This is a genomic window from Dermacoccus sp. MPR-E5, assembly GCF_058809565.1.
The window spans coordinates 125,539-137,586 of record NZ_JBXASS010000006.1 but is presented as its reverse complement, the minus strand read 5'-3'; the positions used below and the strand labels follow the sequence as shown (position 1 = coordinate 137,586).

General features: G+C 70.3%; 10 protein-coding genes. 3 read left to right on the top strand and 7 right to left on the bottom strand.

All coding sequences use genetic code 11. The annotated features are described in order from the left end of the window. Nucleotides 1-128: 128 nt before the first annotated feature. The 3 genes from AC1RS9_RS06425 (at nt 129) to AC1RS9_RS06415 (ending at nt 4,145) form a co-directional block, all read left to right on the top strand. Nucleotides 129-1,316 (top strand): response regulator transcription factor, encoded by a 1,188-nt coding sequence (locus tag AC1RS9_RS06425; RefSeq protein WP_074040248.1) that lies wholly within the window; start codon nt 129-131, stop codon nt 1,314-1,316. A gap of 110 nt (nt 1,317-1,426) precedes the next feature. After that, nucleotides 1,427-3,715: a HelD family protein gene (locus AC1RS9_RS06420; protein WP_083603867.1), complete on the top strand. Its 2,289-nt coding sequence runs from the start codon at nt 1,427-1,429 to the stop codon at nt 3,713-3,715. A gap of 34 nt (nt 3,716-3,749) precedes the next feature. After that, the gene (locus tag AC1RS9_RS06415; RefSeq protein WP_081873741.1) at nt 3,750-4,145 is read left to right on the top strand and encodes a chorismate mutase; all 396 of its coding nucleotides are present in this window, start codon (nt 3,750-3,752) and stop codon (nt 4,143-4,145) included. 21 nt (nt 4,146-4,166) lie between these two features. On the opposite strand, the gene AC1RS9_RS06410 is transcribed toward AC1RS9_RS06415, so the two are convergent. From AC1RS9_RS06410 to AC1RS9_RS06380, 7 genes are all read right to left on the bottom strand, one after another. Then, nucleotides 4,167-5,018: a thioesterase family protein gene (locus AC1RS9_RS06410; RefSeq protein ID WP_074040247.1), complete on the bottom strand. Its 852-nt coding sequence runs from the start codon at nt 5,016-5,018 to the stop codon at nt 4,167-4,169. Nucleotides 5,019-5,184: 166 nt separating this feature from the next. Then, a complete protein-coding gene (locus AC1RS9_RS06405; protein WP_235006302.1) occupies nt 5,185-6,192 on the bottom strand; it encodes a thermonuclease family protein in 1,008 nt (335 codons plus the stop codon). 149 nt (nt 6,193-6,341) lie between these two features. After that, entirely contained in the window at nt 6,342-8,156 is a 1,815-nt protein-coding gene (lysS, locus tag AC1RS9_RS06400; RefSeq protein ID WP_313490179.1) for a lysine--tRNA ligase, read from the bottom strand. A gap of 117 nt (nt 8,157-8,273) precedes the next feature. Next, the gene (locus tag AC1RS9_RS06395; RefSeq protein WP_074040242.1) at nt 8,274-8,783 is read right to left on the bottom strand and encodes a DUF402 domain-containing protein; all 510 of its coding nucleotides are present in this window, start codon (nt 8,781-8,783) and stop codon (nt 8,274-8,276) included. 102 nt (nt 8,784-8,885) lie between these two features. Further along, nucleotides 8,886-10,175 carry an adenylosuccinate synthase gene (locus AC1RS9_RS06390; protein WP_492920895.1) on the bottom strand — a complete coding sequence of 430 codons (1,290 nt, stop codon included), beginning with the start codon at nt 10,173-10,175 and terminating at the stop codon, nt 8,886-8,888. A 212-nt stretch (nt 10,176-10,387) separates the two neighbouring features. Next, nucleotides 10,388-11,350: a helix-turn-helix transcriptional regulator gene (locus AC1RS9_RS06385; RefSeq protein ID WP_074040237.1), complete on the bottom strand. Its 963-nt coding sequence runs from the start codon at nt 11,348-11,350 to the stop codon at nt 10,388-10,390. A 294-nt stretch (nt 11,351-11,644) separates the two neighbouring features. After that, on the bottom strand, nt 11,645-12,046 hold the full coding sequence (locus tag AC1RS9_RS06380) for a DUF3151 domain-containing protein (protein WP_006943618.1): 402 nt from the start codon (nt 12,044-12,046) through the stop codon (nt 11,645-11,647). Nucleotides 12,047-12,048: the final 2 nt, after the last annotated feature.

Sequence of the window (12,048 nt, the reverse complement as noted above, 5' to 3'; positions counted from 1 at the left end):
GACGGGCCGGCAGACCCACTATGGCACGACCACGGACACCCGTTCGCTCACGGTTTGGCAGAATGGCGTCATTGGCGAACATTCGCCAAGAGCGTTACTTCTTTCTCCCTCGTCGACAGGCGGTCGTCATGCCCCATCAGTCATCCACCGATGTACCTTCCGGGGCACCCGGCACACCCGCCGACGCTCTCGGCGCGCCTGCCGACACCCCCGGCACGATCGGCGGCGGCACGCCCGCCGACGCGATCGCCGACCTCGCCGCGACGATGCCCGAGGGCGCTGCGACGACGAACGCGCTCGCCGACCTCATCGGCGAGGACCGTCCGACCGAGCTCTACCTCCACCTGCTCATGCACGGCGCGTGCGACGAGAACGATCTCGCCGCAGCCGGATTCGCCGTTGAGGCTACCGCCGTCGCCCTGCGCATCCTCACCGCGCGTGCCATGGTCGAGCGGGATTCGTCGGGGTGGCGGGTCACGCCCCCGGAGCAGGCGCTGCCCACCCTCGCGGGGCAGCTCGAGTCACGCGCGACGAGTATCCGCGCCGCGTTGCCGGGCCTCGTCGCCGCCCACCGCAACGCCGCGAAGGCCACGGGCGCGAACCGACTGTTAGAAGGCACCGACGCGCTCGACGGCGAGCGCGAGGTCGCGTTCGCGTTCGCCCAGTGCGTCGCGAACGCTCGTCATGAGGTGCGAGCCATGCGCACGCGATCCATCGCGACGCGCTCGCCCATCCTCGACGCGCTGCCCGGTTCACGCGACGGGCGCGTCGGCGCCTCGCAACGTCTCGTGACGGTCGACACCGTCATCGACTCGAGCCTGGTCGCCGACTTCGACGCCGACGACTTCGCCTCTCTGCAACCCACGCCGAACGTCCGCGTCACCCTTGCGACGGGCGTTCCGTTCACCGCCGCCGTCAACGACGACGGGATGGCGGTCATCGAGACCGTCAGCGGTGGCGGTGTGGCGGGGCTCGTCGTGCACGACGCCGGACTCGTCGCGGCGGTGTCGTCGACGATCGACCTCATGCTGCGCCTCGCCGCTCCCCTCGCCGCGACCCATCCGCGTGCGTCGACGCAGTCCATGGCGCGCCAGCGCACGGACGGTGTGCAGGCTGCCACGTCGGATGCGTTGAGCGACCAGGAGCGCCTCATCCTGACGCTGCTCGCCGCAGGAGTGCCCGACGCCACCGTGGCGCGTCGCGTCGGCGTCAGCCAGCGCACGTTCGATCGGCGCGTCCGCAGCGTCATGGATCGCCTCAACGCCCAGACACGGTTTCAGGCCGGGGTGCTGGCCGCCCGACGCGGCTGGTTGTGAGCCCTGTCGCGACATGGACCCCGACGCGCCGAACGGGCCGACGAACGCTCTAAGGTAGAGGGTCATCCGCGCGCGGCGCGGTGAGCCAGCACGGCGAGGGGAAGCACTGCGTGAGCACGGTTGAGGGACGTCCGGCCGGCCAGGTCGACGAACTGCCCGACGAGGTCACCCGCGAGATCGCGATCGAACAGGCGCACGTCGAGCGCGTCTACGCCGAACTGGCGAAGGCCGGCGAGCGCGTCGGCATCGTCGAATCCGAGGGCCTCGCGCGCGGGCGCGCGAGCCGCTCCGGCGACATGCGCGACGAGGAGAAGGCCGGCCTGTTCGAGCGTGACGCGCTCATGTTCTCCGCCGGCAAGCGACGCGCGACGCTCGAGCAGCAGTTCGAAGGCCTCGTCTTCGGGCGCCTCGACCTCGACCACGCGATGACGGCGGGTGGGGACGCGAACGACGCCCCCGGCGGGTTCGTCTCCACCGGCTCGGGTGACGACCTCGAGGTGCGCTACATCGGTCGCCTGGGCGTGCGTGACGACGAGTACGAACCGCTCGTCATCGACTGGCGCGCGCCGGCGGCATCACCGTTCTACCGCGCGACGCCCGTCGCCCCGGAGAAGGTCGTGCGCCGCCGCGTGCTGCGCTGCCGTGACGCTCGCGTCCTCGGCGTCGAGGACGACCTCATGACGGTGGAGGCGCCGGAGGGCATGACGGTCGTCGGTGACGGTGCGCTCATGGCCGCCCTGACGCGCTCGCGCGGGGCGCGGATGCGCGACATCGTGGCGACGATCCAGCGCCACCAGGACGAGGCGATCCGCGCCGACGCGCGCGGCGTCACCCTCATCACGGGTGGGCCGGGCACGGGCAAGACCGTCGTCGCGCTGCACCGCGCGGCCTACCTGCTCTACTCGGATCGGCGCCGATTCGAGTCGGGCGGCATCCTCGTCGTCGGCCCGTCGGCCGCCTACACCGCATACATCGAGCGCGTCCTGCCGTCGCTCGGCGAGGATTCGGTGGCGCTGCGCGCGCTCGGCGACCTCGTCGGCGGGCTGACGGCGACGCGCCTCGACGCGCCGGCCGCGGCCGCCGTCAAGGGTGGGCTGCGCATCCGAAAGGTGCTCTCGCGCGCCGCGAAGGACGTCGCGCCCGACGCGGCGACGAGCCTGCGCGCGATGGTCGCGGGCCTCGCCGTCCACCTCGATGAGCGCGAGCTGCGCCGCGTCCGTGCGAGCCTGCTCAGCCACCACCAGCACAACAAGCTCGCCAGCAACCCCGCCGACGTCGTCGAGGCCCTCGCGGCCGCGGCGTGGCTGCAGGTGCGCGAGCACACGAACCTGGAGCGCCCCGAGTTCGTCGACCGCTTCGAGGATTCGCGCGACGTCGAGGCGTTCGTCGCCGACTGGTGGCGCCCGATCGACCCGCGTCACGTGCTGCTGTGGCTCGGTGACGCCGACCGGCTCGCGCGGTATGCACGCGGCGTGCTGAGCATTGGTGAGCAGGCGGAACTCGTCGCGTCGATCGCCGTCGCGGTCGAGCGCGGCGAGTGGTCCGTGGCCGACGTTGCGCTCGTCGACGACCTGCTCGCCCGCCTCGCCGAGGTGCCCGAGGCCGCCCGCGAGGAGCGTGGTTTCTACGAGATCGAGGAGTTCGACAACCTCACCGAGTACGGCGTCCACGAGGTCGAGGTGACCGGATCGCGCCGTCAGGGCGGCGAGGTCGGCTTCGAGGTGACGCCCGCCGACGCCCGCGAGCGCCTGCTCGCCGGGCGCCTCACGCGCGCCGAGGAATACAGTCACGTCCTCGTCGACGAGGCGCAGGACCTGTCGCCGATGCAGTGGCGCGCCGTCGGTCGGCGCGGAAAGTTCGCGTCGTGGACCGTCGTCGGCGACCTCGCGCAGGCGTCGTGGCCCGACCTCGACGAAGCCGCCGAGGCACGCGAGGAGGCCTTCGGGACGAAGAAGCGTCAGAGCTTCCACATGACGACGAACTACCGCAACGCGCGCGAGATCTTCGACTTCGCGGCCGACCTCATCCGACGCTACGTGCCCGACGCCGACATCCCCGAAGCCGTGCGCGAGACCGGCATTCACCCCGTCTCGATCGACGTGAGCCGCGACGACGTCATCGCCCGCGCCCGCGAAGCCGTCACCGGCCTGCTCGAGCAGGTCGACGGCAGCGTCGCCGTCATCGCGCCCGCGGCGTGGCGGCAGGCGCTGGCCGAGCTCGACGGCGCAGCGGGCCGCGTCGTCGTCATCGACCCGATGTCGACGAAGGGCCTCGAGTACGATGCGACGCTCGTCGTCGACCCCGATGAGATCACCGCCGAGTCACCTGGCGGCGCGCGCGTTCTCTATGTTGTGCTGACTCGTGCCGCGCACCGCATGACGGTGCTCGACGTGCGCTGACGCGCGACACGAGTGACGACGGAGCGAGGACGACATGACCCACACCCCTGACGCCGCGCTGCCGGCGAGCGACGGCCCCGACGGCGGCGCGAACGCCAGCCCGACCGCGGGCGACGGCGGTCTGCACGGCTCGGTCGCGGGCACGTCCGACGCGGTGCTCGGCGCGTACCGACGCAGCATCGACAACATCGACGCGGCGATCATCCACATGCTCGCCGAACGCTTCCGCATCACGCAGGCCGTCGGCGAGTACAAGGCGACGCACGAGCTGCCGCCCGCCGACCCGTCGCGCGAGGAGCGTCAGGTCGCCCGCTTGCGCGGCCTCGCCGCCGAATCGGGCCTCGACCCCGAGTTCAGCGAGAAGTTCCTCCGATTCGTCATCGACGAGGTCATCCACCACCACCTGCAGGCGGCGTCCGACGCGTCCTGACGTCGTTGGTTCGCGTGTACGTCAGCCGAACAACGCCACCGTCTGACGACTGATGGCGACGAGGGCGCCGCTCGCGGGGTCGTAGATGCGCGCCCCCGAGTGGGCGTAGCCGTCGTGGGCGGCGTCCGTCGTGACGTCGTACCACCACGTCGTCACCGGGTCGGACGAGACGGGCGCGGTGAACTCGAGTGTCCACGTCATCGTCGACATCGGGGCCGGCGAGTGCAGCATCTGCCCCGCTGCCGGCGGCCACGCGTCGATGAGCGTGACGAGGTGCGCGACGCTGAAGTCGTCCGTCAGCTCGCGGAATCGCATGTAGCCGGTGAGGTCACCGTCAGTCGCTGCGGAGAACGGCAGCACCCCGCTGGCCGGGCGCAGGTCGACGCGTGCGATGAACTCGGGCGTGAACGGCTCGATGTACGGAATGGCCTCGAGCATCTCGAACGCCGGGCGCGTGACTGCGTCGAAGGTCGGATCGAGCGCCACCTTCGAGTCGCGTTGCGCACCGAACGTCAGCAGGGCGATGGCGCGGACGGTGCTCTCGCCGGAATCGTCCGGCTGCACGAGGCGCGCCTCGACCTGCGTCGCCGACTTGCCCTGACGCAGCACCTCGACGCGCACCTCGGCCGTGCCGGCGGAGGCCGGTGCGACGAAGTTGACGGTGAGCGAACGCAGCGACGTCGGATCCGCGGCCAGCTCACCGAGCACGCGGGCGACGAGGGCGCCTGCGACGACGCCACCGAACGTCGCCCGACCCTGCCCCCAGCCCGCCGGAATCGTGACGGCGCCCTGCCGCGCGGCGGCGGTGAGTAAGACGTCGATGTCGTGCTGGTTCTGTTCGCCCGGCGTGTTCGAGGTGGTGGTGTCGCTCATGACGCCATCGTAGGAGTCGATCGGCCTTGTGTGGGCTGAGTCATACCGGCGAGTAATCCAGGGGGTGGCGGGGCGTGGCCGGGCCCTTCCCACCCATGGCGCGCGCCTGCATCGGCCGGCGTCGAGCAGGGCGGCCACCAGGCCGACGTGGTGCGCTGCGGTCAGGTCAGTCGTTCGCCATGCGCCACCCTGCGGCGATGGCCTCGGCCGCGGAGCAGAACATGCGCTCCCCCTTGCTCGGCGTGATGACGGTCTTGTCGTACGTCGCCGAACCGGGCGCGTGCGCGATCTTGGCGCCCTTCGAGTTGATGTTGCCCTTGATCGCGCACGCTCCGCCGCTCGAGCCGGCACCGGCCGGCGACGATGGAGCGGCTGGCACCGCCGACGCGACGGGCGTCGAGGGTGCCGGCGCAGCTGACGTCGACGCAGCAGCGCTCGAGCCTGCGTCATCCTGGTGAAAACCGTTGCACGGCGGGCCCCACGTGCCGCGGTGGGCGTTCTTCGCCTGGTTCTGCGCCGCGAGATATTCGAGGCGGTGCTGGTACGGCCCGTCGTACGTGTACTCGCGCCCATAGCCACCCTCGATCTGCGCGAGCGCGACGTTCGTCGTCCCGCCGACGAAGACGTGACGCAGCAGGCGGCCGTACTTGTCGCGATCGCCCTGCGACGAGTCCGCCGCGAGCTGCACCTGCTTGCTCTGCACGAGCGACTGCATGTGACTGCTCGCCTCCTTGCCGAAGCACTGCACGGGCGTGTTCGGCTTGCGCGTCTCGGGGGTGTCGAGGCCGATGATGCGGATCTTCTCGCGCTTTCCGTCGATACGGACGGCGATGGTGTCGCCGTCGATGACGCTGACGACGTCGTACGCCGCTCCCGGACCCGTCCCGGCGCCCTGCCCGTGCGTGTCGCCGCCCTTCGCGGAGCTCGACGTGGCGTCGGACGCCGGCTTCGTCGATGTCGAGCCACTGTCGGCAGGCGTGGGCCCTGACGCTGACGCGCGCGACGAGCCCGACGCCGAGGGCGCCGGCTGCGTGCCGTTCGACGAGGACGCCGTGGGCGACGCGCTCGTCGCCGAGTGCGATGCGTCCGACGAGGTGCCGCAGGCCGCGGTGCCCGCGAGGAGCGCAGCCGCGCCCAGGCTCGTCACAGCTCCGCGGATCGTCGTCATCGTCATCACGCGCATCAGCGTAGACGTCGGCACCGACAACGCGGCCCGATCGGGCCGGAGACGCCCGTCACTGCGGCGTTCGCTGACCCGATCACCGACCCCGCCCGGCTCGACGAATGTGGACGAGAATCGCCGACGTGGACGGGGGTCGGCCGTCAGGGGGTGACGAGTTCGCGCAGGCGCTGCGGGCCGACGGCGAGCAGCAGCGTCGGAAGACGCGGGCCGGTCTCCTTGTCGATGAGCAGTGTGTAGAGCAGCTTGAAGAACTCGCGCTGGCTCGCGCCGAGGGCTGCGGCCGTCTCGGGGTCGGCCTTGCGGTCGGGTCGGAAGTCGGCACCCTTGCCGATCTGCACCTTCGGCACACCGTAGACCTGCGTCGTCAGCCCGTCGAGCGACCACGCGTCCTCGATGCGCGGCAGCCCCTGCTCGCCCGGTACGTCGAGGCCGTCGAGCAGGATGCGCAGGGCGGTCTTCTGCTCGTCGCTGGCGGCTGCGAGGGCGTCAGCGTTCTTCGTCTCCCGCACGACCGTGCGTTCGTCGTCGGGCATGTAGCGCGCGACCCAGTTCTCGACGTTCGTCAGGCGCGGGCGCAGCGCGTCGAGGCTCGACGGGGGGTTCGCCGGGTCGAGCGTGCCGACGATGCGCAGCGTCTGCGTCTCGTCACCCGTCGTGATGTCCGTGATGCTCGCGAGGGTGCGGTAGGCGACCGGGTACTCGGTCGCGGGCAGCACCTTCTCAGCCGTCGTCGACGCGCGCACGTAGGCGGCGACGTCGCCCGGCTGGCCCTTGTCGGCGGCGACCTTCGCGTCGAGCGCGTCCCACTCGTCGTACATGCGCTGCACGTCGGAGTCGAACGCGACGGTGAAGCTCTGGTTTGGCTTCTTGCGCGCGTAAAGCCAGCGCAGCAGGGCCGGTTCCATGATGCCGAGCGCGTCCTTCGGGGTCGGCACGCCACCCTTGCTCGAGCTCATCTTCGCCATGCCCTTGATGCCGACGAACGCATACATCGGGCCGAGCGGGCGCTCCCACCCGAAGATCGGAGCGACGTCCTTGCCGACGACGAAGCTCGAACCGGGGCTCTGGTGATCGACGCCCGACGGCTCGAAGACGACCTTCTCGACCGACCAGCGCATCGGCCAGTCGATCTTCCACACGAGCTTGCCGTTGCGGTGCTCACGCAGGTCGACGGTCTCGGTGTGCCCGCAGCGGCACGTGTACGTGAGGTCGTGCGTGGCGTCGTCATAGGCGGTGACGGTGGTGAAGTCGGTGCCGCACGCCGAGCAGTACGGCTTGTACGGGTAGTAACCGGACGCGCTGCCGCCGTCGTCCTCGGCTGCCGCCCCGGAACCGGCCTCCGCCTCGGCGGCTGCCGCCTGCTCCTCCTCGGACAACACGGGCGCCTTCTTGCCGCCCTTGACGGGCTTGCCGCTGCCGGCGGCGTCGCCGTCAGGCTTCGGCAGGGTGCGGTAGCGCGCGAGGATGGCGTCGAGTTCGTCGCGCTTGCTCATCGCGAAGAGGATCTGATCCGTGTAGGCGCCCGCGCCGTACTGTTCGCTCTGGCTGATGCCTCGGTAGACGACGCCGAGCGCCGCGAGGCCCTCCTCGAACTGGGCGCGGAAGTGCTCGGCCCAGCTGCTCGCCGAGCTGCCCTTCGGCGCGGGCACGCGCGTCAGCGGCATGCCGATGTACTGCTCGTACGAAGCGTCGACGCCCTCGACGTTCGGCACCTTGCGGTAGCGGTCGAAGTCGTCCCAGCTGATGATGTGCTCGCACTCGATGCCGCGGCGACGGATCTCGTCGGCGACGAGGTGCGGCGTCATGACCTCGCGCAGGTTGCCCAGGTGCACCGGGCCCGAGGGGCTGATGCCGGAGGCGACGACGACCTTCGTGCCACGCTTCTCGGCTTCGGCGATCGTCTCGTCGGCAAGTCGCGAAACCCAGTCGGCGTCAGGAGGCAACACAGTCGTCATGGGTTCATTTTAGGCGCCCGGTCAGGGTGGTTCTGACGCGCCCGCAGGGGGCTCTTCGCGCTGACATCGGCAGGATGGCGGACGAGCTGGCCGTGAACCGAAACAGACGGCGCCTCGTCAGAGCTTCGCGAGCCACGTCTCGTGCGAACCGTCGAACGGTGCGGCGCCGTCACGCACCATCGCCATGACAGTGTCGGCAGCCTCACGCGCCGCCGTCACGAGCCGCGGCGGGTAGCTCATCTCGCGGGCGTGCCGCTCGAACTCGTCCTCGTCGTCGAGGTCGAGGTCGCCGTTCGTGCGCTTGACGACGTCGAGGTCGAGGTCGAGCGTGAACGCCTCACCCTGGTTGACGGTCGTCGGCGTCGTGATGTCGACGTAGACGTCGATGTCATGGTCCTTGCCGCCCGGAGCGGTGTTGAAGGTGGCCACCCACCAGGCGTCGTCGGGAACGAGGACGACGAAGTCGCCGTGCGCTGCGAACTCGAGCCCGGGTCGTGCCACACGAGTGCCACCCGTCACCCCGAGCCACAGCCCCTGCGCATCACGACCCAGCACGACGGCGTCGAACCCCCAGTGCTCGTCACCGTTGTACTTGCCGAACTGCAGTCGGATCGCTTCCCTCGCCACACACTCAGCCTACCGGCGGCCCGCCGACGCCAGGACGCACACGAACGGGCCGCAGGCGCCGACTCGTCAGCGAGTCGACCCCTGCGGCGAGGGATGAGAGCGTCAGTCGTTCAGGAGATCGTGACGGACGATGACTTCGTCACGACCCGGGCCGACGCCGATGACGGAGACACGCGCGCCGATCTGCTTCTCGACGAACTCGATGTAGCGCTGCGCGTTCTCGGGCAGGTCCTCGAACGTGCGGCAACCGGTGATGTCGGCGTTCCAACCCGGCAGCATCTCGTAGATCGGCTTCGCGTGGTGGAAGTCGGTCTGGTTCTCCGGCATCTCCTCGACGCGCTCGCCGTCGATGTCGTACGCGACGCAGACGGGGATCTCGTCGAAGGAATCGAGGTTGTCGAGCTTCGTGATGACGAAGTCGGTGACGCCGTTGACGCGCGTCGCATAGCGCCCGATGACGGTGTCGAGCCAACCGATGCGGCGCGGGCGCCCCGTCGTCGTGCCGAACTCGCCGCCGATCTCGCGCAGGCGGTCGCCGACCTCGTCATGCAACTCCGTCGGGAACGGGCCCTCGCCGACACGCGTCGTGAACGCCTTGAGGATGGCGATGACGCGGTCGATGCGCGTCGGCGGGATGCCCGCACCGGTGCAGGCGCCCGCCGAGATCGCGTTCGAACTCGTCACGTACGGGTAGGTGCCGTGGTCGACGTCGAGCAGCGTCGCCTGACCGGCCTCGCACAGCACGACCTCGTCGGCGTCGAGCGCCTTGCTCAGCAGCAGCGACGTGTCCTTCACCATCGGGCGCAGCCGCTCGACGTACTGCAGCAGATCCTCGACGACCTCGTCGACCTCGATCGCGCGACGGTTGTACGTCTTCACGAGCAGCTGGTTCTTCGTCTCGAGCGCCGCCTCGACCTTCTGCCGCAGGATCGACTCGTCGAAAAGGTCCTGCACGCGGATGCCGATGCGGTTCATCTTGTCGGCGTACGTCGGGCCGATGCCGCGCCCGGTCGTGCCGATCTTGCGATTGCCGAGGAAGCGCTCGGAGACCTGGTCGATCACCTTGTTGTAGCGCGGGATGAGGTGCGCGTTCGAGGAGATGACGAGCTTGCTCGTGTCGAGACCACGCGCCTCGAGGGCATCGATCTCCTCGAACAGCACGCCGAGGTCGACGACGACCCCATTCGCGATGACGGGCGTGACACCCGGCGTCAGGATGCCCGACGGCAGCAGGTGCAGCGCGTACTTCTCACCGTCGATGACGACCGTGTGCCCGGCGTTGTTGCCGCCGTTGAACTTCACGACGTAGTCGATTCGGCTTCCGAGAAGGTCGGTGGCCTTGCCCTTGCCTTCGTCGCCCCACTGGGCGCCGACGAGAACGATTGCCGGCATCGGTATCAACTGCCTTTGCGTAGCTGGTGGGCTGACGCCGCTCCCCCGCCACGCTCGACCCCCGGCGCGCGGCGGCCTCGAGCGACGAACCGGGCGTCAACTCTTACCGCCCAAGGTTACCCGCTGGCACGCATCCGTCGCGGTCGTCGCCAGCAGGCGAGCCGACGCGTCGCCCGCCGAGCACCACCGGACGCCCCCCATAGAGTGCCTGGTCAGCCCTCGAAGCCGGTGAGGCCACGTTCGGTGAGCTTCACCGCGAGCTGGAAGCGCGTCTCGACACCGCACTCCTCCATGAGCGCCGCGACGCGGCGTCGCACCGTCCGCAGGCTGACGCCGAGCGCCCGCGCGATCGCCTCATCCTTCAACCCGGCCTGCATGAGTTCGACGAGACGCTCCGACGTCGGTTCCGCGCCGTCGTCGACGCCGGAGGACGCGGCCCACATCCGATCGAAGAGTTCGACGAACGCACGCACGACGACGGCGTCACGCAGTACGACGTAGCGCCCGCCCTCGCCGCCCCAATCGGTGTTGGCGATGACAGCATCCGTTCCATAGCAGACGAACTCGTTCGGGATGTGCGTCGCGAGGCGCTGCTCCTCGCCCAAGTTCGCCCACTCGACTACGTCGAGGCTGCGCGTGCTCGCGGCGTCGAACTCGTGCAGGCCACGCAGCAGGCGCCCGTCGGCGACGAGGCGCGCGAGCACCGGCTGTTCCCCGGCGCTGACGGCGAGTGCGTCGGTGTGAGTGAACCGGATCGGGCCCGAGGTCGATGCCGCCAGGTGCTCCATGACGTCACCGAGCCCGTCGATCTCGACGTACTCGCGACCCGCCTCGGCGGGGTCGGCCTGCTCCTGGCCCGCACGGTGGTCGCCGGCGAAACCATCGATGGCGTCGCGCAGGCGGGCGAGGTCGCGGCGTCGCTCGGCGAGACGCGCCTCCTCGGCCGACAGGACGCGTTCGAGCCCGGCGCGCGGATGATCGGCGGAGGGACGACCGTCCTCGGTGATGCGCACGAGACGCAGCGCGCGCAACTGTTCAGCCGCTGCCTCGACGTCACCGACGGGCGTGTTGAGGCGCGAGGCGTACACACCGAACGGTCGCGCCTGGTCACGCAGCACCTGGCGGTAGAGCTGTTCGGCGAGGTCGTCGATGCCGAGGACGGCGAGAGGATTCACGCCGTCAGGCTAGCGCGCCGTGGCCGCCAGATGACATGCGACGGGGGTGTGGCCCCTCCCGGCCACACCCCCGTCGCGCCCGCCCTGTTGCAGGCGGCGGACGACGCCCGACTCCCGTTCGCTCATCCCCCCAGAGATACCGGGCGCCGACAGCCGCGCCCCGAGAGGCACGACGATTCGACGCACCGAGTGCGAGCGCTCCCTGACCGGGCATCGTCACATCTGAGACGCCGCGATCAGGAGATCGGTTCCCTCACGCCGACATCATTTTCGGACGCGGCGCTCGAGCGCGTCTCAGACGCCCAACTCACGCGCCGCGGTGGCCGAGGAGTCGCGCAGGAAGTCGGCGCAGCGTCGCTGCTCGTCGACCTCACCGATCTCGCCGGCGGCCTTGCTCAGCGCGGCGAGTGCGCGCAGGAAACCGCGGTTCGGCTCGTGCTCCCACGGAACGGGCCCCTGGCCCTTCCACCCGGCGCGGCGCAGGGAATCGAGGCCGCGGTGGTAGCCGGTGCGCGCGTAGGCGTACGCCTCGACAGCCTCGCCGTCACCCAGCGCGTCCTCGGCGAGCGTCGCCCACACGAGCGAACTCGCCGGGTACATGCGGGCCACGTCGCGGGCGTGGACGCCGAGGTCGAGCTTCTCGGCTGCGGGGTCGACGTCGAGCTTGGTCTCCGGAATGGCAAGAAGGTTGTCCATGC

Bases quoted from the DNA above. Each gene is read 5' to 3' on its own strand.
- AC1RS9_RS06425 (WP_074040248.1), top strand. From the start codon at position 129: ATGCCCCATCAGTCATCCACCGATGTACCTTCCGGGGCACCCGGCACA.
- AC1RS9_RS06415 (WP_081873741.1), top strand. From the start codon at position 3,750: ATGACCCACACCCCTGACGCCGCGCTGCCGGCGAGCGACGGCCCCGAC.
- AC1RS9_RS06410 (WP_074040247.1), bottom strand. From the start codon at position 5,018: ATGAGCGACACCACCACCTCGAACACGCCGGGCGAACAGAACCAGCAC.
- AC1RS9_RS06405 (WP_235006302.1), bottom strand. From the start codon at position 6,192: ATGACGATGACGACGATCCGCGGAGCTGTGACGAGCCTGGGCGCGGCT.
- lysS (WP_313490179.1), bottom strand. From the start codon at position 8,156: ATGACGACTGTGTTGCCTCCTGACGCCGACTGGGTTTCGCGACTTGCC.
- AC1RS9_RS06390 (WP_492920895.1), bottom strand. From the start codon at position 10,175: ATGCCGGCAATCGTTCTCGTCGGCGCCCAGTGGGGCGACGAAGGCAAG.
- AC1RS9_RS06380 (WP_006943618.1), bottom strand. From the start codon at position 12,046: ATGGACAACCTTCTTGCCATTCCGGAGACCAAGCTCGACGTCGACCCC.